The sequence below is a fragment of the Haloferax sp. S1W genome, from assembly GCF_044593955.1.
Classification (GTDB): Archaea; Halobacteriota; Halobacteria; order Halobacteriales; family Haloferacaceae; genus Haloferax.
The window spans coordinates 2,689,201-2,712,569 of sequence record NZ_CP172595.1; the positions used below are offsets into that span (position 1 = coordinate 2,689,201).

Here is a 23,369-nt window from a genome sequence, read left to right on the forward strand (position 1 = left end):
GTGTGATGGATAAAATAGATGCACGCATGGACGATGTGCGGAGCATCGAGCTTGATAATGCCTTCTATGTCGAAGACGGGACGTGGATTGAATCCCTTACCGTATCGTCGGGGGCGGACTTCGAACCGGAAACACTCACAGACGATATTTCGGGAGTGTCGCTCTTTTACACGCAAGAGATTCCTACTGGTCCGACAGAACTCACTATCCGCCGGATTACTATTCTCGCGAATGAGTCGTATCCATTTATACTTGGATTGGTTCTCCGGAACGAAGCGATTCCAAACCGGATTCTACTACAAGGCGGCACATTCCAGGTTGTGATTACGGTCCGAAACTGGGACCAATTCCGAAACCTCGCTGACAATATACAGGAGACACTCGGGACATTCGAACTTTTAAGTGTTAACCAAATTGAAGAACCGGGTGAGCCGTTAGATAGCGGCCGACTCACTGAGGTTCTCGTGACGAAGTTGCCTGAAAACCAACTTGCAATCCTCGAGACAGCATACAATATGGGATTTTTTGAAGTCCCACGCGAAGCGAGTGCAACAGATGTTGCTCGGGAGTTCGACATCGCTCAGTCGACGGTGAGCGAGCGGTTGCGAACTGCAGAACGAAACCTTCTCGAAATTATCTACGGGCCGCGCGATTCGTGACTCCTCGTTGAACGGAGTTTGCCAACAGAATCGCCCCATATATTAGACCCCATATAAAGTATGAAGCCCATCGTTCGGCATCGGGGCTATCCTGAATGTACAATGGTGATATTGGTCACCCTGTAGCATGGCACGGAAACCCCATGACGACGAGACAGACGCAGAGAAACAGAATCTCTCCCGACGACGCTACCTTCTCGGAACTGCAGGTGTCGTGAGCGCGGCCACGCTCGCGGGATGTAGCGGCTCTTCCGGAGATGCCTCGGGCGGAGAATCGTCGCCGAATACGAGCGCAGAGGACCAAGATCCACAGGTTCCTGAAGGGACCCCGGAGACCGTCGAGACGCAGTACTGGCACGATTGGGGGACCATCGATGCGGACAACCCACCGCTCGACTACACCGCGACGGCGGGTGCGGGATTAGACCCGATTCCGGTCGAATTCTCCAGCGAAGACGACCCGTGGATGCGCGAGCACGCGCTGATGGTGAAACGCGGTGCCAACGAACTCGGCCTGACGGTCGAACTCAATGACCGACCGCTCAACCAGTTGTACGCGCAGAGCTGGGAGACGCCCGGTCTGGAGGCAATCGTCTCGATGAGTACCCACGGGCCTGACCCACAGCGAGGGCTCGACCCGAATCCGCTTCTGATGCGGCGTCACAAGGACAGCCTCTCGAATTACGACAACTACTACCACCCGAAGCTCAACGAACTGCTCGACCAACAGCGAACGGTCACGGGCGACCCTGAGAAGCGACAGCAACTCGTGAGCCAGGCGCAGCAAATTTTCGCCGAGGACATTGGTGGGCTCATCACGCTCTTCCCGGATGTCATCACGGCCGTCAACACGAACAAGTGGAGTGGGTACGTCAAGACGCCAGGAAACGGTCCGACGGGCGACTCCTTCCGATGGACTGAGGTGAACCTCCAGCCCGAAACTGACCAGACGACGTACGTCAAGGGCGTCACAACGTCGATGAACTCCCTGAACCTGCCCTGGGCAGCAGGCGGTGCAGAGGAAAAGCGCCTGACGTTCGTCTACGACGGCCTCTTCGACGCGACGCCCGAGTTGGAGGTCGTCCCGGCACTGGCCACCGATGCGACGTTTACCGACGAAACGACAGTCGAGATGAGCCTCCGCAAGGGCGTCACGTGGCACGACGGCGAACCGTTCACCGCGGAGGACGTGAAGTTCACCGTCGACCTCTACAAAGAGCACTCTTCGACGAGTCAGGTTCCGTTCTACGAACCAATCGAGAGCGTCGAAATTCTCGACGACCACTCGGTCCGGTTCAACCTCTCGGAACCCGATGCGGCGTTCATGACCCAGCGGGTCGTCCGCAGCGTCATCCTTCCCAAACACAAGTGGGAGAACGTCGACAACCCGTCGCAGCACAACCCACAGAAGCCGGTCGGGACTGGTCCCTTCAAGGTAGAAAAATGGGAGCAAGGAACCCGGTTCGAAGTGTCGAGAAACGACGACCACTGGCTGTTCGACGACGGCGTGCGCGGCGAGTACCTCAGCGACCAGGCTGCGAGTGGTCCCGGTATCGAGCGGGTCATCTGGATCAACGTCGGTAACGTGGACTCCCTCATCGGGGCGCTCCAGCAAGGTAAGGTCGACGCCATCGGAACGACACTCTCGAATACGCAGGCGAACCGTGCTTCGTCGACGAACGGCATCGAGAAATCAGTCACCGAGAACTTCGCGCCGCTCGATGCGAAACTGAACTTCTCTTGTCCGCTCGTTCGTGACAAGGAGTTCCGTGTTGCAATCGCCAAAGCGGTCGACGAAGAGAGCTTCGTCGAATCGGTGCTTGAGGGGCGAGCAACTGTCTCGAACGGCGAGAATCCGATTTCGCCGATCACCCAATGGCACGAACCAGACACGAAAAAGTACAAAAACGACGTTGAAGAGGCGAAGTCCATCCTCAGAAAGGCGGGGTACACCTGGGACTCGAACGGGAACCTCCGATTCCCCAACGGCGAGGCGTGGGCCGCATTCGTCGAACGCGTCCAAAACGGAAATACCCACAAACGGCGGTCTGAGATCGGGCAGCCGGACTTCTCGTGAACGACGACAGAACAATGATCCCAGACAAACCGCTGGACGGAATCACCGTCGTCGACGCGGCAAGCCTCTACGCCGGGCCGTTGACAGCGATGATGCTCGGCGACTTCGGTGCCGAAGTCATCAAGGTCGAACACCCCGAACGGGGGGATTCACTCCGCGAGTTTGGTGACTATCCTGAGGAACTCTCGTGGAAGTGGGTCAACCGGAACAAAAAGAGCGTTCCACTGGACCTCCACGAGGAGTCCGGCCAAGAAATCTTCAAAGACCTCGTCGCAGACGCCGACGTGCTCGTCGAGAACTTCCGGCCGGGAACCCTCGAAGAGTGGGGTGTCGGTTGGGGGACACTCTCCGCGCTCAACGATGACCTCGTGATGGTCCGCGTGACCGGGTTCGGTCAGACGGGGCCGTACAAGGACCGCCCAGGCTTCGGAACGCTCGTCGAGGCGATGAGTGGATACGCGTACTCGACGGGACAGGCAGACGGACCGCCAACCCTCCCACCGACTGCGATGGCTGACGCCATTAGCGCCCTTCACTCCACGTATGCGACGGTGATGGCTCTCTACTGGCGCGATGTCCACGGTGGAAGCGGCCAGTACGTCGATTCGTCGATTCTAGACACGATGTTCGGAATGCTCGGTGACCACGTCATCGAGTACGGACAGAAAGGAATCGACCACAAGCGGTCGGGGAACCGCAGCAGTCGAACCGCCCCGCGGAACACCTACCAAACGAAAGACGACCGGTGGGTTGCTATCTCGGGCAGTTCCCAGAGTATTGCCGAACGGATTCTCCGAACCGTCGGTGGCGACGAACTGGCGAGTGACCCTCGGTTCAGGACGATGCAAGACCGTCTGGAGAATGTCGAGGAACTCGACGCCATCATCGCGGCGTGGATGTGCGAACACACCCGCGACGAGGTCATCGAAACTTTCGAGGAACACGAGGCTGCCATCGGTCCGGTCAACAACATGGCGGACATCTTCGCCGACCCGCATTTCGCCGAGCGTGACGCCGTCATCCACGTTGACAACGAAAACGGCGAGTCGGTTCCGATGCGAGGCGTCTTCCCGAAGCTCTCTGCAACACCCGGAGAAGTGAACCACCCCGGTCCGTCGCTCGGGTCGCATGCACTGTCGGTTATCACCGACCGGACTGACAGAACCGAAGCGGACGTGTGGCGGCTAGCGGTAGAAGGCGTCACGACATTCGGAGGTGAGTCCTGTGACTGAGCGCCTCCGCCGGTCGTTCCTCTACACCCCGGCTGACGACGCAGAGATGATGGAGAAGGCCCTCGGATTAGATGCCGCTGACGCGGTCATCTTCGACCTCGAAGACGCGGTTCCGAACAAGTCGCTGCCCGACGCCCGAGCAAACCTCGAAGACGTTCTCGGGGAGCGCTCCGACCGCGGGGCGGAACGGTGCGTTCGAATTAACGGTCTCCAGACGACGCACTGGAAAGACGACATCGAAGCCGCAGTGGCCGCAGGCGTCGACACAATCGTCCTCCCGATGGTCGAACGACCTGCGCAGACCGAACGGGCCGTGGCGGCTGTGGAAGACGCTAGCGGAGCCGTACCGGAGTTCATCGTGACGGTCGAAACGCCACGGGGACTGTTCGCCGCTGACGAACTCGCTGCCCACGGTGGGCGTGTTGATGCGGTGACCGGGTTCTCTTACGGCATCGGAGATTATGCACGGGCTGTCGGTACAACCGGCGCACCTGCACAACTCCACGAATACGTCAGCAATGTCGTCGTCAGTGCCGCCGCAGTCGGCGGACTGGACCCGATTAGCACGGTGTACCAGGACTTCACTGATGACGACGGACTCCGTGAGCGCGCAGCACAGGCACGAGAGAGTGGTTACATCGGGCAGAAAGCAATCCACCCAAGACAATTATCTGAAATCAACGATATGTTCACTCCAACAGCCGAGGAAGCCGAGGAGGCGGCGCGTTTCATCGACGCGTTCGACGCCGCCGAGCGCGACTCAATCGTCGTCGACGGCGTCTTCCTCGACACAGCAATCGTCGAACAGTACAGGACGATCCTGCACCGCTACGAGGTGGTGGGGTCATGAGCGACTTCCGCCGGTTCCTCCTCAAGCGGTTGGTCATCTCGATGGCCCTCACGCTCGTCGCAGTGTCGATAATCTTCGTCGTGCTTCGACTCCTTCCGGGGAGCCCGTTTGAGGCGCTTATCACTGCCGGGAACCTCAACCAGCAGCAAATCGAGGAGATTCGGAGTCTCTACGGGCTCAACAAACCGCTCTTGCAGCAGTACCTCGCGTACCTCCAGAGCCTCCTCACGTTCCAGTTCGGCTACTCCATCCTGCGGAGTCAGCCAGTGTGGGAAATTCTGCGCCCCAAGCTGTTCAACACGCTCGTGCTGCTCGTTCCCGCCCTCGTTACGACGGCGGTTCTCAGCTCATTGGCAGGGATGTACGCTGGGTGGAATCGCGGGAGTCTGTTCGAGAAGGTGAGCATCATCACGACGACGTTCCTGCGGTCGACGCCGGTGTTCATCACGGCGATTATCTTCGTCATCGTGTTCTCGTATACGCTCGGTCTCGTGCCAGCGTTCGGGATGCGAGAGATAACCGCCTCACCCGACGGGTTGCTCGACACCTACCTCTCGGTGGACTTCCTGTACCACTACATCCTCCCGTTCACCGTCGCTGTGCTGTACTACAGTGGCGACTTCCTGTTGTTGGCCCGGAACGGGGTTATCGAGAAGAAAGGCTCGGAGTTCCTCAAACTCCACCGCGCGAAGGGGCTGACGGAGATGGAGCAACTCGCTCGGGCGGGTCGCAACTCCATGCTTCCCATCCTGACGTACTTCGCGCTCCGTCTCGGGATGATCTTCCAGGGGCTCATCCTGCTGGAAGTCGTCTTCGCGTGGCCGGGTATCGGTCGCGAACTCGTTCTCGCGATCCAGCAGCAGGACTACCCGCTGGTGCAAGCGGCTGTCTTCATCATGGCGCTTGCGGTCATCCTAGCGAATCTCGCTGCTGACGTGCTGTACGCGTACTTCGACCCGACTGTCTCGGCAAGCGGAGGTGACGCAGCATGAGTACCGACACGATGAACGGGGCGGTCTTATTCGAGCGTCTCGACCACTGGAAGCAGGTTCTCTTGGACCAACTCAGGTTTCTCCGCCGGGACAGGCTCGCGTTCCTCGGAGTCATCATCGTCGCAGGGTTCCTCTTGCTTGGTCTCTTCGGACCGATGCTCGCCCCCCACGACCCCATCGAACACGACATGCTGAACGCCGATGGGAGCATCATGCGCCTCGCATCACCGAACGCCGACGCACTCTTTGGGACGACCGCATTCGGCAAGGACGTACTCAGCCAGTTCCTCGCCGGCGCGAGGCCGACGCTCATCGTCGGGCTGTTTGGTGGCCTCGGCACGGGCATCATCGGCTTCCTCGTTGGCCTCGTGAGTGGCTACTACGGCGGCTGGGTCGACGAGGTGCTGATGCGCATGACGGACCTGACGTTCTCACTGCCGTTCATGCCGATGGCACTGCTGTTGTTGACGTTTGTCACCCCGAGTATCTGGCTTATCACCGTCATCATCGCGGGGTTCCTCTGGAAGATGCCTGCCCGCGTCGTCCGGTCGGAGGTGCTTTCGGTCCGCGAACGCACGTTCGTGAAATCGGCTCAGGCCAGCGGTGCCAGCGACCTGCGGACGATGTTGTTACACGTTGGCCCGAACGTCCTGCCCATCGGCTTCCTCTATACGGCCTACGGTGTCGCGTGGGCAATCGCTGCACAGGCGAGTCTCGCGTTCCTCGGATTCGGCGACCCAACCATGACTAGCTGGGGCCGAATGCTCCGGCAGGTGTTCGAATCCGGGAACATGCGCATCGCCTGGTGGTGGGTCTTTCCACCCGCGCTCGGTATCGCTGCGATAACGACCTCGGTGTTCCTCATCGGCCGCGCCTACGAGGAAGTCATCAACCCGGAAATCCAGACTGAACAATGACACTACTCGAAATATCAGACCTCAAGGTCACGTACAGCACGCAAGGCGGGAAGGTACACGCGGTCAACGACGTGTCCTTTTCTATCGGTGAAGGTGTTAACTACGGACTCGCCGGTGAATCTGGATCCGGCAAGTCGACGATTGCCGAGGCGTTACTCGGCCTCCTGCCGGATAACGGCCACATCGAGAGTGGTGAGGTCCTGTTCAAGGGGCAGGACCTGACGGCGCTCAGCCCTGCTAAACGGCGAGATATTCTCTGGGAGGACATCGCCTACATCCCTCAGAGTGCGATGGACGCGCTAGACCCCGTGATGTCCACGGGGGCACAGATTCGGCAGGCGATTCAGAAGCATCGGAACGTCTCGAAGTCGAAGGCCCGCGAACGCGTGCGGGAGTTGTACGATATCGTCGGGTTGGACCCGAACCGTATCGACGACTACCCCCATGAGTTCTCCGGCGGGATGAGACAACGCGTCACCATCGCGATGGCGCTTGCTCTCGAACCAGACCTCATCATCGCCGACGAACCCACCACGGGACTGGACGTGATTGTCCAGGACAAGATCATCGACAAAATCCTCGAAATTCAAGAGCGAATGGATAGTTCGCTCCTGCTCATCACCCACGAAATTGGCGTCATCGCGGAGACGTGTGACGACCTCTCGATTCTCTACGGCGGGAAGGTGATGGAACAGGGGAGTGTCGACAACGTCCTCATCAATCCAACGAACCCCTACACGATGGGGCTGAAGAACTCCTTCCCGGAAATCGAAGATGGTGGAGACCCGGTTTCGATTCCGGGGTCGCCCCCGAACCTCAGTCAGGAGCCGTCGGCCTGCGTGTTCAAGGACCGCTGTCCGTTCTCCACCCCGGAGTGCGCACAGTCACATCCAGACCTCGTCGACCTCCCGAATCGGAACCACCAGTCTGCCTGCCACCACGTCCGGAAGGCGGCCCAGATGCGACGCGACGCCAAGGAACCTGACACGTGGGGTATCACAGACGAAGAGAGTGACGCCGACGAAACCGGTGAGGTCGTGCTCGAAACACACGGGCTGGAAAAGTGGTACCAACAGAGCCAGACCCTGGTGAGTAAGTTCCGTGGTGAAGCTCCGAACTACGTCCGTGCAGTCGATGGTGTGTCACTGTCGGTTCGTCGCTCGGAAATCCTCGGCGTCGCCGGAGAAAGTGGCTGCGGGAAGTCGACACTCGGTGAGACCATCGCACTGCTCAAGCAACCAACTGGTGGGGAGATTACCTTCGATGGGCAGTCCCACGAATACTACCAAGGCGGGAATATGAAGGAGTTCCGTCGGAAGCTCCAGATAATCTTCCAGGACCCATTCGACTCTCTGAACCCGCGTCAGACCGTCCGACAGCTCGTCGGTGAACCACTTACCATCCACGACTACCGAACTGACGAGCGGGACGTGGCAATCAAAGAGACGCTCGAAAAAGTCGGGTTGACGCCTGCCACGAAGTTCCTCGACCAGTATCCACACGAGCTTTCGGGCGGCCAGCGGCAACGCGTTGCTATCGCCAGAGCGCTCGTGGTCGACCCGGACTTCCTCATCTGTGACGAGCCCGCGTCGATGCTCGACGTTTCGCTCAAGGTCAACCTCCTGAACCTGCTTCGAAACCTCGCCGACACCGAAGACATCGGTATCGTCTACATCTCTCACGACCTTGCGAGTCTGGTACAGGTGTCCGACCGGCTGGCAATCATGTACCTCGGTCGCGTCGTCGAAACGGGAGGTGTCGACCACATCGCGAGACAGCCGAAGCATCCGTACACAAGCTCGCTACTGTCTGCGACACCGGAGAAAGACCCCTCTGTCGGACGAACGCGAGTACTGTTAGAGGGAGAGCCGCCGGACCCAGTGAACCTCCCATCCGGGTGTACGTTCGCTCCTCGGTGTCCGAAAGCCTCGGAGGAGTGTCGGCGCGCAGAGCCCGGTCTCTCGGAAGCAGGCGATGAGGAACACATGGCCGCGTGCTACTACCCGGAGGACGAAGCCGACAAGTCGACCATCGTTGAGGAGACACAGCCGCCAAACAGCGAGAGCATGAGCGACTGAGTGGATGACAAACCCCCACACGATGTCCCTCGAACTGACTCCGCCCCCGACTGTGGTTCCGCTCGTAGCTGACGAGATGCTCACGTTGGGTGGCGTTGCGGCACTCGCGGTGTTGATGGTACTCTCGGCGTTTTTCTCGTCGTCCGAGATTGCACTGTTCTCCATCGCGCAGCACCGAATTGAGCGTCTCGCTTCCGAGGGAACGCCCGGTGCCGAGACGCTCCGGTCACTGAAGGCCGACCCGCACCGGCTGCTCGTCACCATCCTCGTCGGCAACAACCTCGTGAACATCGCGATGTCGTCTATCGCCACCGGACTCTTCGCGATGTATCTCACGCAGGGACAGGCTATCTTCGCCGCGACGTTCGGAGTCACGGCGCTCGTGTTGTTGTTCGGCGAGAGCGTGCCGAAGTCCTACGCAATCGAGAACGCCGAGCAGTGGGCACTGACAGTTGCCGGACCACTCCAACTGTCCGAGTACCTCCTGTTTCCTCTCGTGGTCACGTTCGACAGGCTGACCCGGATTGTCAACCGACTCACGGGGAGTAAGATGGGCGTCGAAACGTCGTACGTCACCCGGGACGACATCCAAGAGATGATTGTAACCGGAGCCGACGAGGGCGTCATCGACGCCGACGAGCGAGCGATGCTCGAACGAATCTTCCGATTCAACAACACCATCGCCAAGGAAGTGATGACACCCAGACTGGACATAACGGCAATCCAGTGCGATGCCGATGTCGAGGACGCAATCGTCGCCTGTCTCCAAAGCGGCCACCACCGCGTACCGGTGTTCGAAGGCTCTCTGGACAACGTCGCGGGTATCGTCGAGTTAGGCGACCTCGTCCGCGAACTCCGATACGACGAGAGAGACTCGCCGGACCTCGGCCGCGTTATCGAGCCGACCCTGTACGTTCCGGAGAGCAAGAACGTCGGCGATCTCCTCGAAGAGATGCGCAGTCAGCGGGTCGGCATGGCCCTCGTCATCGACGAGTTCGGAACGACGGAAGGACTCATCACGAAAGAAGACCTCGTCGAGGAAATCGTCGGCGAAATTCTCACAGACGGCGAGGACTCTCCTGTCCAAACTCTCGACGAGTCGACGGTGCTCGTCCGAGGTGATGTTAATATCGAGGTCGTAAACGGTGTCCTCGGTATCGACCTTCCCGAAGGTGAGGGATTCGAGACTATCGCCGGGTTCGTCTTCAATCGAGCCGGGAGGTTGGTCGAGCAAGGAGAGGTATTCACTCACGAGACGGCTGAACTCCGAGTCGAACGCGTGGACAACACTCGCGTAAAGCAGGTTCGAATCAGCGAACAGCGGGACCACTCACCAAACGGTGAGCAGACCACACCAGCCTAGCGTTGCATCGCCAGAAAACTACACACCTGACACACAACAATGACCATACTCGCAGCAATCGGAGAAGAACAACACGCACAGAACGTTGTTTCGGTCGCGTACGACCTCGCAGAGACATACGGGGACACGCTCATCGCGTTACACGTCATGCCGAAAGAGGAGTTCAACGAGCACAAGCAAGCGATTAACTCGACTCCCGGATACACTCACCTCACGATCGACCAAGAAGAAAGTAGTGCGAAAGAATTCTCACGGGAGGTCGTCGACGCAGCGCTCGACGGTTTCGACCGAGAGAGGGTCGAGGTCCGGGGACGGGTCGGTGAACCTGCAAACAAAGTACTTGACGAAGCAGAATACGTCGACCCGCGCTTTGTCGTCATCGGGGCGAAGCATCGGTCACCCGTTGGGAAGGCGCTCTTCGGCAGCACTGCACAGAAAATCCTCTTGGATTCCGACACGCCAGTTGTCACGACGACAACCCAATAACGGTCTCACCCCGGTGACCTCCTGACGAACGTCGAACTGGGTCGCCGTCCAGTCAGTTCCCGTATTCTTCCTTCACCCGTTTTCCATCAGCAGATCGTGGCCTGCAACCCGGATTAGTCTGGGTAGTACTTCTTTATCGACCCGAGTCCGCCGGGCAGTCCACCCGCGGTGGTTCGCTGCCCGGTTCCCGGCGGAAGCGGCGGCTGTCGGCTGTGAATCTTGGCGTCCGGAACGCCGACAACCAGCGAGTTCCACAGCAACAGCTCCATTTCCATCAAGATGGCCTGCATCTCGGGGTGGGCGAAGAAGATGAGGAGCGTACTCGGGCGGACACAGCGGACGTGAGTTCGGCCGTCTTCTTCGTGGATAGTCACCGACAGCGGGGCGAACACGCCAACGTCCGGGTCGATTGCCAGCGCCTTGTGGGCCTGTCCGGGGTTGACGACGAGCAGTACGTCCCCGCCGCCGACCTCTCCCAGAACGTGCTGTCCTCGTTGGCGGAGCGCCTGTCGGAGCGAGCGCGTCACTTCCTCCCGCGGCCGGTCGGTCGAGACGTGGATGCTGAACTCCGCATCGAGGAGGTTGAGGACCGGGTAGAGAGCCTGCTTGAGTCGTGCGCGTCGTTCCTCCTGACCCGGAGCGACTGGTGGTTCTTCGCTCAGCATCGTCGACTCCGGAACACCCTCAGCTAGCGCGTCCCACAACACCCCTTCGAGTTCGCGAACCGTTGCTCGAACGTCCGAGTCGTTGAACAACGCAAGGAGCGTACTCGGCCGGATGGCACTCACGCGCGTCTCGCCGTCGAGGTCGTAGACGACGATTGACGGCGGGAGGAAGACTCCCGTATCTGGGTCGATGGTGATAGCCGCGTTCACCATCGGGCACTCGTAAAACGTCTGTGCCTTCACGACCTTGAGAATCTTGTACGCGGGGTAATCCAGCTTGTAGTGGTTGTGAACGGCTTTCACGTCGGTCTCGTGGATGACGTGGAAGCCGCGTTCGCGGAGAGACGCCCGAAGCGCCGACTCGGTATCCTCGACCGACTGAGGCGTCGAAGCCCGAATTGCGTACTCCATCCCGAGGCCGCCGACGATAGGTCTGAGTACATCTTTCTTGACGACGGTTCGAATCGTCTGATACAGGGTTTTCTCGGTCATGGTGGGTGCAGCCGCGAACGCGCCTCCTGTGTTGTATGTTAACTAATGTCTTGTATGCATATAGTCACGTCGCGTTCTGCCGGGCCGCCGCCACCGTCGCCTGTCCGTAGGCGATACCTCCATCCCCCGGAGGGACGCGCTCGTTGCCAAGGAACTCCAGGTCCGCAGCAGTGACGCGCTGGCGGATTCGCCTCGCGATATGGTCGTTGTAGGCAACGCCACCGGAGAGCGCGACAGTCTCGCGGTCTCTCTCGCCGGCTGCTTCGATAGCAATGTCTGCCAGTCCACGGGCGAGCGCGTCCTGTGCGGTTGCAGCCACGTCGGCGCGGGGGGTACCGTCTCTGGCGAGGTCGGCCAGTTGGGCCAACAGGCTCGGCGCATCGACGACTGGTCGGCCATCGACGCGTGTTCGTGGTGGGTCGATGTCGAGTACGCTCCCCTCGGAAGCGAGGGCTTCGAGTCGCATCGCGGGTTCTCCTTCGTAACGACGCTCGCCACACACCGAGAGCAGGGCGCTCACCGCGTCGAGGAACCGCCCCGCACTGGTCGTCGTGGGGGTGTTTACACCGGTCTCCAGTTGCTGGCAGACCACGTCTCGTTCTTCGGCGTTCGGGAACGGCACGCCGAGGTCGGAGAGCGTCTCTCGGACCCGCTCGGCGTCGTAGTCGGCGTGGGCGAACAACCCACCCGCGAGCATCCGCCCCGGGATGCGAGTCGCTCGGTCCCCGCCCGGCATATCCATCGGTGCGAGTCCGCCTACTCGCTCGTAGGTTTCGCGAGTTGCGTCGAGTACTTCGCCTCCCCAGACGGTTCCATCGGAACCGTAACCGACACCGTCGATAGTCACCGCGATGGCGGCCTCACGGTCGTGTTCGGCGAGGACGCTCGCAGCGTGAGCGTGGTGATGCTGAACAGCGATGCGCTCGACACTGGTCTCTCGTTCGACACCGGCCGCTCGTTCCAGTCGGCGTGCCTCTTCAGTCGTGTGGAATGCGGGGTGGGCGTCGTGGGCGACGACGGGAGGTTTGCTGAGGCCAGTCACCGACAGGAGGTGGTCGACCGCCTGCTGAAGATATTCGAACGTCGCAATGTCGTCTACGTTGCCGACGTACTGGGTGAGAAAACACTCGCCAGCGGCGAGGACAGCGGGCGTCACGTCGAGTTCCGGCCCGAGCGCGAGAACCGTCCCCTCGGCGGGAAGCGGCACGGGCGTCGGTGCGTACCCGCGTGACCGACGGATGAGACGGCGCTGTCCGTCGACGACTCGCGCGACAGAGTCGTCACAGCGAGCGACGATGCGTCGGTCGTGCAGGAGGAAACCATCGGCAACCTCCACAAGACCATCGGTGATGGCCCCGTTTTCGATTAGCATCGGTTCGCCCGGCAGGTTCGCCGACGTGCAGACAATCGGGATATCGAGGTGGTCGAACAGGAGGTGGTGGACGCCCGAGTACGGGAGCATGACGCCGCGGTTGTGGAGGCCCGGTGCGACTTCGGTTGTAACTGTCGAGTCGTCGCGTTCGTCTACGAGGAGAATTGGTCGGCGCGGTGAGGTGAGTGCGTCCCGTTCACGCTCGGAGACGTGAGCGAATCCTTCGGCGGCATCGAGATTCGGTGCCATCAGCGCGAACGGTTTGGTCGGACGGCCGGTGCGCTCCCGCAGGCGTGTCACCGCGCCGGAGTCAGTCGCATCGCAGACGAGGTGCGCGCCGCCGATTCCCTTCACGACGACGATGTCGCCTTCGACGACGCTGCGAGCGGCGGCGGCTATTGCGTCGGTGCCGTCGCTCGTCTCCGAGAGTCCGTTGGGGAACGGGTCACGACCGTCGTCGGGTGTTTCGACGGGTGAATCGCCGGGTTGCGGTGCTGCGTCGGCGACGACACCATATCGGAGTGATGGGCCACACTGTGGGCAGGCGATAGTCTGTGCGTGGTAGCGTCGGTCAGTCGGCGTTTCGTACTCGGCGCGGCAGTCGTCGCACATCGGAAACGCGGACATACTGGTTGTGGGGCGGTCGTACGGGAGGGATTCGATAACAGTAAACCGAGGGCCGCAGTCGACACAGGAGGTCGCCCAGTAGTCGTGGTAGCGCGAGTCGCCGTCACGCATATCTCGGCGGCAGGCATCGCACATCGCGGTGTCCGGCGGGATGGTTCCACCTCCCTCACCGCTGTGGCCTGATGTAGATTCGAGGATATCGAACGTCTCGAAAGTCGGCTCGGTGACGGACTCTCGCTCGACTTCGAGCGTTTCGACGCGAGCGAGTGGGGGGTTGTCGTCGCGTAATGCGGTGAGGAAGGCGTCGAGTTCATCGCTGGACCCTTCGAGTTCGATTCGGACGCCGGCGTCGCCGAGGTTTCGGACTGTCCCGCGAACTCCGATGTCGGTGGCTGTCCGGTAGACGAACGGTCGGAACCCGACGCTCTGAACCACGCCGTCGACGCGGACGGTTGCCCGCTCCATACTCTCTCTGTACGTTGCCGTGCTACTTAATGACATATCGGTGAGGGTGAGTTACACCGCTGTTGTCGATGGCGAACCGCCGACCGGCTGCCGGTTTCGTTACTCTCGGGCGGCCCACGTTCTGTTATGTGCGAAAGAAGGTATTTACGAATGTGTGAATAAGTAACATAGGTAATCATGTGTCTCGGCGTACCGGGGGAGGTCGTAGCCGTGGATGGGTTGCGTGCGACGGTGGACTTCTGGGGGGTCGAAAAGGAAGTCAGACTCGACACCGTCGACGCCCCTGTCGAACCGGGCGACTACGTCCTGAACCACGTCGGATTCGCCATCCGGCGTATCCCCGAAGAAGAGATAGACGAGACGATGGCGCTCTACGAGTCGTTCGTCGACGGCGACCCCGACGACATGTTGGCGGAGGACGTGATGGACGAAATTGAAGCAGGTAGGTCGGTACCGCCCGATGCGGGGGTTCCAACCGACCCGAGCGACGAAGAACCGGCGGACGCGGACGACGCGGAAGACCTCTTAGAGGAGTTGGGAATCGATGTCTGAAGCAGACCCGCCAATCGGCGGTCCGACTGGCGAGTACGTCGGGAGCGGCGAGAACGAACTGGAGTTTCGGGACCCGCAGAAGGCCCGTGCCATCGCCGACAGCCTGACGCAGATTGCCTCGGAACTCGACGACCCCCCGGCGACGATAATGCACGTCTGCGGGAGCCACGAACAGGCTATCGCCAAATTCGGTCTCCGGTCGATGCTCCCGGATACCGTTCGACTCATCATGGGTCCGGGCTGTCCCGTCTGTATCACCGACATGCCCGAGGTCGACGAGGCAGTCGCCCTCGCGGAACAGGGGGTGACAGTCGTCACCTACGGCGATATGCTGAAAGTCCCCGGCACGACGAAGTCGCTCGACGACGCCCGGGCAGAGGGTGCAGACGTTCGGGTCATCTACTCGGCGGCCGACGCCGCCGACATCGCGGCGGAAGAAGACGGTGAGGTGGTGTTCTTCGCCACCGGGTTCGAGACGACTGCCGCACCGACGGCCGCCGTGATTCAGTCCGACCTCCCGGAGAATCTCTCGGTCCTCTCGGCACACAAGTACGTCCCACCGGCGATGGATATCGTCGCGGAGATGCCCGACACCGATATCCAGGGCTATCTCGCGGCCGGTAACGCCGCAATCATCACTGGCTCTGGCGTGTTCGAAGGCCTCGTCGACCGCCACGGCCTCCCGGTCGTCGTCGGTGGATTCGAACCGCTCGACATCCTCGCAGGCATCACCAAACTGGTCGAGATGATTCGCGACGACGAGGCCGCCGTCGAGAACGCGTACCCCCGGTGTGTCACCCACGAAGGAAACGAACTGGCGCAAGAACGGCTCTGGGAGGTGTTCGAGGCCGTCGGTGGCCAGTGGCGGGGCATCGCCCACATCCCGAACGCGAACCTCCGAATCAGGGACGACTACGCCGCGGTGAACGCCCGCGAGCGATTCGAAATCGACACGAGCCATCTCCGCGACACGTCGGCCTCGCGTCTCGCGGACGACTGCATCTGCGGGGACATCATGGCGGGCGTCGCCGACCCGGTGGACTGCGCGATGTTCGGCGAGGAGTGTACGCCCGAAAGTCCGGTCGGTGCCTGTATGGTTTCAAGCGAGGGGACTTGCAAAATCTGGCACGAGTACGGCGGCCGCCCGGACATCTGAGCCATGAGCGACACGCCAGACACGGACGCTGTCGAAGACACACTCGACGAGGAGTTCGGCGACGAGTTCGACGATGAGTTCGGCGACGAGCGAGTCGGACTCCAACACGGGGCGGGTGGCGCAGCGACCCGCGAACTCGTGAACTCCGTCCTCACCGCCGGGTTCCCCGATGACGGCGCGGCGGTCGGACTCGCGGCCCGAGACGACGGTGCCGTCATCCCGGTGGGTGACGCGAACCTCGTCGTCACCACCGACAGCCACGTCATCGACCCACCGTTTTTCCCCGGTGGAGACATCGGCCGACTCGCCGTCTCGGGAACCGTCAACGACCTCGCGGTGATGGGCGCAACCGAGGTGCTGGCACTCACGAGCGCCGTGGTCGTCGAGGCAAACTACCCGAAAGCGAAGCTTCGACGAATCGCCGAGTCCATGGCGACGGCCTGCCGAGAGGCCGAGGCCGCTGTCGTCGCTGGCGACACGAAAGTCATGGGCCACGGCGAGGTGGACGGTGTCGTCATCAACACCACCGGCGTCGGCGTCGCCGAGCACGTCACGCCCGACTCCGCGCTCGCCCCTGATGACGTTATCATCGTCACAGGCAGTATCGGACAACACGGTATCTCGCTTCTCGCCGAACGGGAAGGCATCGAGTTCGGTGCGGACCTGCGGTCCGATGTTCAACCGCTCAACGGACTCCTCGCGGATGCGCTCGCGGCGGGCGGGTCGAAGGTGAAGGCGATGAAAGACCCGACGCGGATGGGACTGGCGGGCACCCTCAACGAGTTCGCAGAAAAGAGCAACGTGGGAATCGAGATTCGCGAAGCGCGCGTCCCCGTCCCCTCGGACGTAAAGGGCGCAGGCGAGATGCTCGGACTCGACCCGTTCCAGATTGCCAACGAGGGTGTTGCGGTCCTCGGTGTGTCGCCGACGGCCGCCGAGGACGTACTCGCGGCGCTCCGAAATCACCCGAAAGGAGCCGACGCCGCCGCCATCGGCAAGGTCATCGACGACCACCACGGGCGCGTCATCCTCGACACGGGATTCGGAAACCGCTACCTCCGCGAACCGACTTCGGAACCAGCGCCGCGAATCTGCTAGGTCGGCGTTCTTTTCTGCCGCTCTTTCGCTCCTTTGCGTTCTCTGCCGCTCTTTCGCTCCTTTGCGTTCTCTGCCGCTCTTTCGCTCCTTTGCGTTCTCTGCCGCTCTTTCGCTCCTTTGCGTTCTCCGCCGCTCTTTCGCTTTTGCACTCCGTTATTCGACTTCGAGATGCGCATCGACCACACCGAAATAGGCGGGTGCCTCGCCGCCGAACAGTTCAGGGGGGAGCACGCTCTCGTACGCCGCAAGGTCACCCTGCGGGACGAGCGTGCGTCCGCCCGGTCGGTAGACGAAGCAAGGTGCGTCGGTTTCGTGCGCTTGCGCCTCCACGTCCGGCCAGATGTCGGGCGACTGGAGGTACAGGCCGAACGAGAACCGCATCAACGAGACTGACGCTGCTTTGTCCTCGAACTGGTCTGCCTCTTCGGCGCGGAATTCCTCGTCGGTCATCCACGCCAGACAGGGTGCATCACCGGGAGCACGGGCGAGAAAGAAGTCCCACTCGCGGGCGGCGTCGAATCGAAACCAGGCGGCACGGTCGCCGACGGTGTCGAGTTCGAGGTCGAAGGTTTCTCCCTCCTCGGACCAGACGAACGTGGCGTTGTAGGCCGGGACACGTGCCCCTCGGTGATGGTAGACGACGCCACCGACCGGAACGTCGAGATTCTCGCGGACGGAATGAGCGCCACGCTCGCGTACCCGGTCCAAAAACGCCGGCAGGTGGTAGAGCCACCCCTCGTCACCGCGTGGTGCGGCCATCGGAGTTACTGGGAGTGCCCCCCGAGTAGGTCGTCGGCCAGTTCTCGGATGGACTCGACGCCGGGACTCTCCGAATCGTAATCGATTGGCGCATCGCCCGTCTGGTCAGCACGTCGAATCGAGTCGTCGAAGGGAACGAAGGCGGCGATTTCGAGGTCGTGGTCCGTACAGAACTCCTCGATGGCTGCTCGGTCCTGGTCGTCGCGGACCTTGTTGGCGACGACGCGAACGTCGGGGATACCCAACTCGGCCGCGAGGTCTTTCGTCCGCCGCCCGGTCTCCAGAGACTTGAAGTAGGGTTCGACCACGACGAGGAGCGTGTCCACGTCCTTGGCGGTCCCCCGGCCGAGGTGCTCGACACCGGCGACCATGTCCATCACCGTCACCTCCTCGCGAGCCTCGACGACGCTCGACAGCACCTCTCGGGCGGTCGAGTGTGCCCGACACATGCACCCGCTTCCGGCGTGGTCGACTTCGCCCATCTTCAGCAACTGGATACCGTCCGGGGCCTCGGTGCCGTAGTCCGAAATTATCTCCGCCGGCGACTTTGCGAGTTCGAGTTCGGTGCCGCCTCCCGGCGTCTCTACGCGTTTGAGGAGGTCACTCGGGACCGGTGGGACCGTCTGGTCGCGGGGGATACCCAGCGTGAGCGCGAGATTTGGATTCTCGTCGTCGTCGATGGAGAGTACGTCGTATCCTCTCTGTGCGAGCACCCGCGAAAGCGTGCCTGAGACAGTCGTTTTCCCGGACCCGCCCTTTCCGGAGACTGCTATCTTCATGACTAGAAAACGTACGGCTCCGCGAGTAATAGTATTGTTTACTGTTAACACTGAACAATAACGTAGTCAGTGTCGGATTACCACTGAACGATAGAACGGTCGGTGTCGGAAACGCCGTCAGTGCGCGTGACCGTGATGTTCGTGGTCCGAGGGGCACGCGTCGGTCCCGTGGTCCGGGTCGTGACACCAGCAGTCCGGGCCGCAGTCGGTATGGGAGGCGTCGAATCCCTGTATATCGGCGAACTCGTCGGCGAATCGCCGCGCTGCTTCCTTCTCACCGCGGTCGGTGAACACGTACCCGCGACTGGTGTCGCGGACGAGACCGCGGTCGTGGAGGTCGGCGAACGTTCGCTCGATGATGTCGCCGTCGGCGTCGAGGAATCCCCGCAGGTCGTCGGGTGCGACTGCCTCTTCGATGCCCTCTCCGAGCATCCAGTACGTCGCCTCCAGCACCTCGTCGCGCCAGAACAGCGCATCCTCGGGGGGTGCCGATTGGTCCATCACTCATGCTATGGTGTGGCACGGGAAAAATCCTCGTCTCACGCCCGACAGCGGCGATTCACAGAACAGTTATCACGCTATCTGACAGATGATAAACCGTGATGGATGTGGCGACAGGACGAATTCTCGTCGCCTGCATGGGGAACCTGCTGCGCGGTGACGACGGCTTTGGTGTCGCCGTCGCTCGGGCGCTCGAAGAGCGGGACCTTCCTGAAGTCGTCGACGTGGTGGAGGTCGGTATCTCGGGCGTCAGTATGGCCCAGGAACTTCTCGACGGCTACGACGCGCTGATTCTCGTCGATGCGATGGAACGCGAGGGCGAAGAACCCGGAACCCTCTACATCGAACGCGCTGAGGTCCCCGAACTCGACCAGTACGAAACCCGTGAAATCGCCGGATTCGCCGCAGATATGCACCAGACGGACCCGATGAAAGTGCTCGTGTTGGGGGAAGCACTTGGGGTACTTCCCGACCCGACTATCCTCGTCGGGTGTGAACCCGAAGAAACCGACGACCTAGAGGACAGTCTCAGTGCGCCTGTCCGTGCGGCCGTCCCACGAGCGGTGGACAACATCGAACTCGTCGTCGACCAACTCCTGAATCGGGGCGACGACCAGTAAGTCCCCACAGTTCTCTCTATTCGTCTTGTCTTTCCTGAATGAAAGCACACCCTTTTCAGTCGCAGACTGCCATATTAACTAGTGATAGTTAATGTCTACCACGGACAACAGTCAGGTGGACGCCGGGGACCCACCTGACGAGGCCGCAGCGACAACGCAGCGGGACACAGTGGAGGAGGACAGAGAGGAGTCGGTAGAGCTGGACGTTCTCGACGTGTTCTGGTTGGCGGGTGAGGGGTGCGACGGGTGTTCAATTTCGGTACTCGGGGCGACGAATCCCGGAATCGAAGACCTGTTGTCCGGGTCGGTTCCACACCTCCCGACGCTGGACCTCCATCATCCAGTGCTCGCATTCGAGTGGGGCGACGACTACATGGAGGTGCTTCAGGAGGCGGCGAACGGCGAGCGTGACCCGTACGCAGTCGTTGTGGAGGGGAGCGTCCCCAACGAGCGACTCATCGCGGGTGACAGTGCCGAAGATGGCTACTGGATTGCCCTCGGGGAGGATGAGGACGGCAACCCGATGCGGATGGTCGATTGGCTCGACCGACTCGCGCCGGGTGCGGTGGTCACCATCGCCATCGGCACCTGTGCGACGTGGGGTGGCGTCCCCGCCGCGAAGGGGAACGCCACCGACGCGATGGGGACGATGGACTATCTGGGCCGAGACTACCGGAGCGTCCTCGGGCTTCCGGTCGTGAACGTTCCCGGGTGTGCGCCGGTCGGCGATAACTTCGTCGAGACGGTCGCACACCTCTTGTTGTACGCACAGGACATAGGGCCGCTTCCAGAACTCGACGAACTCGGGCGACCGAAGTGGCTGTTCGGCGAGACCGTCCACCGCAACTGTGAACGCGGTTCGTACTACGAAGAGGGCGTCTTCGCCGAAGAGTACGGCAGCGAGAAGTGTCTGGTCGAACTCGGCTGCTGGGGTCCGGTCGTGAAGTGTAACATGCCCTCGCGGCGGAACCTCGACGGCGTCGGCGGGTGCATGAACGTCGGCGGCAAGTGCATCGGCTGTACGATGCCCGGGTTCCCGGACAAGTTCACGCCGTACTTCAAGCGCCCCCCGGGGACGCTCATCTCTTCGTCCGGGTCGAAGCTCCTCGGCAGTGTGGTGCGTCGCCTCCGCCAGATTACCATCGAGAATCAAGACCGGGAGGTTCGGTGGGACGAGTCGCCCGGACTGGAAGAACGCGCCTACCAGTGGCTGCTCAAGCGGGGGTCGAACTACGACACGGGTCGCGGTGCTGACCGCGGGCCGAAGGGGGAGGCTGACTGACGATGTGCTTCAGCAACCTCCCGCTCGAATTCGACGAGGACGGAAACCCCTTCCTCGCGAAGGAAGCCGAAGCAGTCGAGCGACCGGAGGAAAGTCACAACCACGACTCCGACGCCATCGACCGCGACTCGGGAACCGATAACCCGGACGCCGACGTTGCGGCCGACCCTCACGCCGACGTTGCCGCCGACCCCGAGGCAGCGTACGAAGCCATCGTGGCGTCGCTTCCGGCCAGTGCGCGCCACCATGTCGACAGTGCGCGCCATCATGCCGATGGGGACTCGGCCGACCACCGAGAAGCCCCACCCAAAGAAGTCGCCGTGGAGGGTGAGTCTCCATGAGTTTCGAGTACCAGAACCTCCCCATCGACTTCGATGACGAGGGCAAGCCATTCCTCACTGACGCGGCCGAGTTCACTATCGACCCCACCGAACGGCGCAGTCTCGACGACATCGTCCCGAACGGAACGGGAGAACTCACAGACGAGGACGCGGCCGAGGCCGAACTGGAGCGAGAACCCGACCAGCGCGAGTCGGAACTGTACGACATCAACATCGACCCCGTCACCCGCGTCGCTGGCGCGCTGGCGTTCCACGCGAAAGTAGACCTCGCCAACCGACAGGTGCTGGAAGGCCACTCGCAAGCGACGCTGTTCCGCGGCTACGAAATCATTCTCGAAGGCCGCGACCCGCGAGACGCTATCGACCTGTCGAGTCGTGCCTGCGGTGTCTGCGGTGCGGTTCACTCCATCGTCTCGTCGATGGCGCTCGAAATGGCGTTCCCGGTCGAACCACCGCCGCTCGGCGTCTGGGCGCGCAACATGGGACAGGCGGCCGCGTTCCTCTACGACCACGCGCTTCACCTGTTTCTCCTCGCCGGACCGGACTACTCCGCGGCGATGTTGAAAAAGACGAATCCGGACCTCTACGAGGAGGCGAAAAACACCAGCGCACCCCACGAAGACATCCACGGATACGAGACGGTCGGCGACATCATGGACGCGCTGAACCCGCTCGAAGGCGAACTCTACCTCGAAGCCTTACAGCAGACCCGCGACGCCCGGCAGATGGCGTCGCTGATGCTTGGGAAGTATCCGCACCCGTCCACTATCGCCCCCGGCGGCGTGACGACGACGCTCTCGCGAACCTCGTTCCAGCAGTTCTACACCCGACTCGACGACTTCTTCGAGTACGCAAAGCGGGTGCCGTTCATCTGGGACGATGTGCTCGACTTCATGCTCGAAGCACAGGAGGGCTTCGAACACGTCGGCGAGCGCCCGATGACGATGATTGGAACGGGCATCTGGGACGACCCTGAGGTTTACAACGCCCGCTACGAAGACGCCGACGAGTGGGGTGTTGCACGACTCTCGACGCCCGGCGTCATCGTCGACGGCGAACTCGTGACGACGAACCTCACCGAAGTCGATATGGGCATCGAAGAGTTCGTCGACCACTCGTTCTACGAGGACTGGACCGAGGGGGACCAGCGGTTCGACGAGACGCCCACCGGCGGGCCGCTCAGCCCGTACCACATGTGGAACAAGGAGACGACGCCCAAACCCGAAGGAAAATCGTGGCGCGAGAAGTACACGTGGGGGACCGCCCCCCGGTGGGACCGCACACCGATGGAAACCGGCCCGCACTCTCGCCACTGGCTGACGGCGCTCGCCGAGGAGGTCGAAAACCCGTTCATCGAACCCACGGGAGACGGATTAAACCTCCACGTTCCGGAGGCGAGTACCCCAGAGAAGACCCTTCGCTGGGACATCCCCGACCGACTAAACGCCGCCGAGCGCCTTCGGGCGAAGGCGTACCACCTGGCGTACTGCGCACTGGTCTGCTACACCGGCTTCATCGAATCGCTGGAACTTCTCAAGTCGGGTAAGACGGACGTTCACACGCCGTTTTCGCTCCCGAAAAAGGGCGTCCAGCGAGGCGTCGGGTTCTGGGAGGCGGGCCGCGGCTACCTCACCCACCACATCGTCATCGAAGACGGCGTCATCGACAACTACCAGATTCTGACGCCGAGTACGTGGATGGCGTCGCCGACGGACCCGTTCGGGAATCCCGGTCCCTACGAGGAGGCGGCGCGTAACACGCCGCTTCTCGAAGACTTCACCGACCAGTCGGACTTCTCCGGTATCGATATCCTCCGCTCCATCCGGAGTTTCGACCCCTGTATGCCCTGTACCGTCCACCTCCACACCGACGACCGGGCGGACGTGATTACCGAGGACGTGACTGCCTGCGGGTGTTCGTTCACCGAGGGCGACAGACCCGCAGAGGAGGCTATCCGGGACATCATCGAGAGCGGAGAGGGAACAGAGGCCGGGGCTGACTGATTC

Annotated in this window: 21 protein-coding genes; 16 read left to right on the plus strand and 5 right to left on the minus strand. The window is 61.6% G+C overall.

Annotated features, from left to right (window positions below):
* Positions 1–5 precede the first annotated feature (5 nt).
* From ACH9L7_RS14100 to ACH9L7_RS14140, 9 genes are all read left to right on the plus strand, one after another.
* The gene (locus ACH9L7_RS14100) at positions 6–659 is read left to right on the plus strand and encodes a helix-turn-helix domain-containing protein (RefSeq protein WP_396611327.1); all 654 of its coding nucleotides are present in this window, start codon (positions 6–8) and stop codon (positions 657–659) included.
* 127 nt (positions 660–786) lie between these two features.
* Positions 787–2,736 carry an ABC transporter substrate-binding protein gene (locus ACH9L7_RS14105; RefSeq protein ID WP_396611328.1) on the plus strand — a complete coding sequence of 650 codons (1,950 nt, stop codon included), beginning with the start codon at positions 787–789 and terminating at the stop codon, positions 2,734–2,736.
* Between the two features lie 14 nt (positions 2,737–2,750).
* Complete coding sequence (locus ACH9L7_RS14110) at positions 2,751–3,968, plus strand: CaiB/BaiF CoA transferase family protein (RefSeq protein ID WP_396611329.1); 1,218 nt, start codon at positions 2,751–2,753, stop codon at positions 3,966–3,968.
* Positions 3,961–4,818 (plus strand): HpcH/HpaI aldolase/citrate lyase family protein, encoded by an 858-nt coding sequence (locus tag ACH9L7_RS14115; RefSeq protein ID WP_396611330.1) that lies wholly within the window; start codon positions 3,961–3,963, stop codon positions 4,816–4,818. The genes ACH9L7_RS14110 and ACH9L7_RS14115 overlap by 8 nt, the downstream gene beginning before the upstream one ends.
* Complete coding sequence (locus ACH9L7_RS14120) at positions 4,815–5,810, plus strand: ABC transporter permease (RefSeq protein WP_396611331.1); 996 nt, start codon at positions 4,815–4,817, stop codon at positions 5,808–5,810. The genes ACH9L7_RS14115 and ACH9L7_RS14120 overlap by 4 nt, the downstream gene beginning before the upstream one ends.
* Positions 5,811–5,821: 11 nt before the next feature.
* Positions 5,822–6,727 carry an ABC transporter permease gene (locus tag ACH9L7_RS14125; protein WP_396613284.1) on the plus strand — a complete coding sequence of 302 codons (906 nt, stop codon included), beginning with the start codon at positions 5,822–5,824 and terminating at the stop codon, positions 6,725–6,727.
* Complete coding sequence (locus tag ACH9L7_RS14130; RefSeq protein WP_396611332.1) at positions 6,724–8,805, plus strand: dipeptide ABC transporter ATP-binding protein; 2,082 nt, start codon at positions 6,724–6,726, stop codon at positions 8,803–8,805. Before ACH9L7_RS14125 ends, ACH9L7_RS14130 begins: the two co-directional genes overlap by 4 nt.
* Before the next feature lie 4 nt (positions 8,806–8,809).
* Positions 8,810–10,168, plus strand: a complete 1,359-nt coding sequence (locus tag ACH9L7_RS14135; protein ID WP_396611333.1) for a hemolysin family protein — start codon at positions 8,810–8,812, stop codon at positions 10,166–10,168.
* Between the two features lie 39 nt (positions 10,169–10,207).
* Positions 10,208–10,654, plus strand: coding sequence for a universal stress protein (locus ACH9L7_RS14140; RefSeq protein ID WP_396611334.1), 447 nt, complete (start codon positions 10,208–10,210; stop codon positions 10,652–10,654).
* 113 nt (positions 10,655–10,767) lie between these two features.
* Here the strand turns inward: ACH9L7_RS14140 and ACH9L7_RS14145 are convergent, their stop codons facing one another.
* Positions 10,768–11,811 (minus strand): DUF302 domain-containing protein, encoded by a 1,044-nt coding sequence (locus ACH9L7_RS14145; protein WP_396611335.1) that lies wholly within the window; start codon positions 11,809–11,811, stop codon positions 10,768–10,770.
* Between the two features lie 64 nt (positions 11,812–11,875).
* Positions 11,876–14,275, minus strand: coding sequence for a carbamoyltransferase HypF (gene hypF, locus ACH9L7_RS14150; protein ID WP_396611336.1), 2,400 nt, complete (start codon positions 14,273–14,275; stop codon positions 11,876–11,878).
* Between the two features lie 210 nt (positions 14,276–14,485).
* Here hypF and ACH9L7_RS14155 point away from each other — a divergent pair, with 210 nt between their 5' ends.
* From ACH9L7_RS14155 to hypE, 3 genes are read left to right on the plus strand one after another with little or no spacing between them, the layout of a single operon-like run.
* A complete protein-coding gene (locus tag ACH9L7_RS14155; RefSeq protein ID WP_396611337.1) occupies positions 14,486–14,827 on the plus strand; it encodes a HypC/HybG/HupF family hydrogenase formation chaperone in 342 nt (113 codons plus the stop codon).
* On the plus strand, positions 14,820–15,983 hold the full coding sequence (hypD, locus tag ACH9L7_RS14160; protein ID WP_396611338.1) for a hydrogenase formation protein HypD: 1,164 nt from the start codon (positions 14,820–14,822) through the stop codon (positions 15,981–15,983). Before ACH9L7_RS14155 ends, hypD begins: the two co-directional genes overlap by 8 nt.
* A gap of 3 nt (positions 15,984–15,986) precedes the next feature.
* Positions 15,987–17,081 (plus strand): hydrogenase expression/formation protein HypE, encoded by a 1,095-nt coding sequence (gene hypE / locus ACH9L7_RS14165; protein ID WP_396611339.1) that lies wholly within the window; start codon positions 15,987–15,989, stop codon positions 17,079–17,081.
* 153 nt (positions 17,082–17,234) lie between these two features.
* Here the strand turns inward: hypE and ACH9L7_RS14170 are convergent, their stop codons facing one another.
* The 3 genes from ACH9L7_RS14170 to ACH9L7_RS14180 all read right to left on the minus strand — a co-directional run bounded on the left by ACH9L7_RS14170 (position 17,235) and on the right by ACH9L7_RS14180 (position 19,120).
* Entirely contained in the window at positions 17,235–17,840 is a 606-nt protein-coding gene (locus tag ACH9L7_RS14170) for a hypothetical protein (RefSeq protein WP_396611340.1), read from the minus strand.
* Between the two features lie 5 nt (positions 17,841–17,845).
* The gene (locus tag ACH9L7_RS14175; protein WP_396611341.1) at positions 17,846–18,619 is read right to left on the minus strand and encodes an AAA family ATPase; all 774 of its coding nucleotides are present in this window, start codon (positions 18,617–18,619) and stop codon (positions 17,846–17,848) included.
* A gap of 117 nt (positions 18,620–18,736) precedes the next feature.
* On the minus strand, positions 18,737–19,120 hold the full coding sequence (locus ACH9L7_RS14180) for a hypothetical protein (protein ID WP_396611342.1): 384 nt from the start codon (positions 19,118–19,120) through the stop codon (positions 18,737–18,739).
* A 101-nt stretch (positions 19,121–19,221) separates the two neighbouring features.
* Between ACH9L7_RS14180 and ACH9L7_RS14185 the strand changes: the two genes are divergently transcribed.
* From ACH9L7_RS14185 to ACH9L7_RS14200, 4 genes are all read left to right on the plus strand, one after another.
* A complete protein-coding gene (locus ACH9L7_RS14185; RefSeq protein WP_396611343.1) occupies positions 19,222–19,740 on the plus strand; it encodes a hydrogenase maturation protease in 519 nt (172 codons plus the stop codon).
* 91 nt (positions 19,741–19,831) lie between these two features.
* On the plus strand, positions 19,832–21,022 hold the full coding sequence (locus ACH9L7_RS14190) for a hydrogenase small subunit (protein WP_396611344.1): 1,191 nt from the start codon (positions 19,832–19,834) through the stop codon (positions 21,020–21,022).
* Positions 21,023–21,024: 2 nt separating this feature from the next.
* Positions 21,025–21,363, plus strand: coding sequence for a hypothetical protein (locus ACH9L7_RS14195; RefSeq protein WP_396611345.1), 339 nt, complete (start codon positions 21,025–21,027; stop codon positions 21,361–21,363).
* Complete coding sequence (locus ACH9L7_RS14200; RefSeq protein ID WP_396611346.1) at positions 21,360–23,366, plus strand: nickel-dependent hydrogenase large subunit; 2,007 nt, start codon at positions 21,360–21,362, stop codon at positions 23,364–23,366. The genes ACH9L7_RS14195 and ACH9L7_RS14200 overlap by 4 nt, the downstream gene beginning before the upstream one ends.
* The last annotated feature ends 3 nt before the right edge of the window (positions 23,367–23,369 follow it).